Consider the following 1,474-nt stretch of genomic DNA (forward strand, 5'->3'; position numbering starts at 1 on the left):
AGATCGACTACCAGGGCGTCAGCGGCAACATCGACCTCGACGACAACGGCGACCCCACCGCCGCCACCTTCGAGGTCTTCCACTGGGGTGAGGACGGACACGGCACCCTCGAGTTCGTGGACTACTCCGCAGAGGAGTAGGACCGAGCGACTCAGAAGAGCGTGACCCCAGGGCACGGCCTCCACACATCAGGGGCCGTGCCCTTCGTGTCCCAAACACCACGAGGACCGCTCGCGCACAAGACGCAGCACCACCCCCGCGGCCCCAGCGACCGCAGAGCGCCCCCGCCGTGGCGCCCTGCCGGAACCCGGACGGCCGCCCCTCCCCCGGACCGAAACGACCAACGGCGCCCAGGCGCACGACCGAACGGACCACCGCAACCATGACCAGCCCCAGAGCCCTGCCCCTGTCAGCAGTTCTGACCGCCCTCGTCCTCACACTCACCGCCTGCGGCAACGGCGACGGGAGCGACGCCTCCGGCGCCGACGAGGAGGCCCTCAACCTCGGCATCCTCTACCCCCAGACCGGCAGCCTCGCCCACCTGGGGGCCCCACAACTCTCCGCCACCGAATACGCCGTCGAAGAGATCAACGCCGCCGGGGGCGTCCTCGGCACCGACATGCCCGTGCCCATGCAGGGAGACGAAGCCGGTGACGAAGGCCGCGCCAACGACGCCGCCAGCACCCTCGTCTCCGACGGGGCCGACGCCGTCATCGGCGCCGCTTCCTCCGGCATGACCCAAGCTGTCTACGAGACCGTCACCGGCGCAGGCATCCCCCAGTGCTCCGGCTCGGCGACCTCCCCCGGACTCACCGACATCGACGACGGCGGCAACTTCTACCGCACCGCACCCAGCGACCTGCTCGCCGGCCCTGTCCTCGCCCAGGAGATCATCGACAACGGGCACCAGGACGTCGCCGTCATCGCCCGTGCCGACGACTACGGTTCCGGCTACCTCCAGACCGTCCAGAACGAACTGCGCTCCAACGACGTCCGGGTCTCCGTCTCGGAGAGCTACGACCCCGACGCCACCAACTTCGGTTCCGTCGTCGACTCGATCAACGAGAGCAACGTCGACGCCGTCTCCCTCATCTCCTTCGAGGAGGGCAGCCAGATCCTGGCCGCCCTCCTCGAATCCGGTATCAGCGGCGACCAGGTCTACGTCACCGACGGCCTCAACGACCCCGACCTCGGTTCCACCGTCAGCGACAACGCAGCCCTGGTCAACGGGGTCACCGGTGTCGCAGCCAGCGCCGACAACCCCGAGTTCAGCCAGGGCATCAGCGACTTCGACGAGGACCTGGACGCCTTCCAGTTCGCGCCCCATGTCTACGACTGCGTCACCCTCGTCGCGCTGGCCGCCGAATCCGCGGGCAGCACCGACGCCGCCGACTACGCTTCCCACGTGGGCGAGGTCAGCCGCCCCGAGGGCACCGAGTGCACCGACTTCGAACAGTGCCGCGACCTCCTCGAC

At 69.2% G+C, this 1,474-nt stretch carries 1 protein-coding gene and 1 pseudogene; both read left to right on the top strand.

Features of this window, described 5'->3' with window-relative positions; genetic code table 11:
• Positions 1 to 140, top strand: a pseudogene (locus D456_RS27720) (ABC transporter substrate-binding protein); the annotation flags it as partial.
• A gap of 242 nt (positions 141 to 382) precedes the next feature.
• Positions 383 to 1,474: ABC transporter substrate-binding protein (locus tag D456_RS0123280; protein ID WP_017578577.1), on the top strand; the 1,092-nt coding region annotated here is incomplete at its 3' end.

This window comes from Nocardiopsis kunsanensis DSM 44524, from assembly GCF_000340965.1.
GTDB classification, from domain to species: Bacteria; Actinomycetota; Actinomycetes; order Streptosporangiales; family Streptosporangiaceae; genus Nocardiopsis; species Nocardiopsis kunsanensis.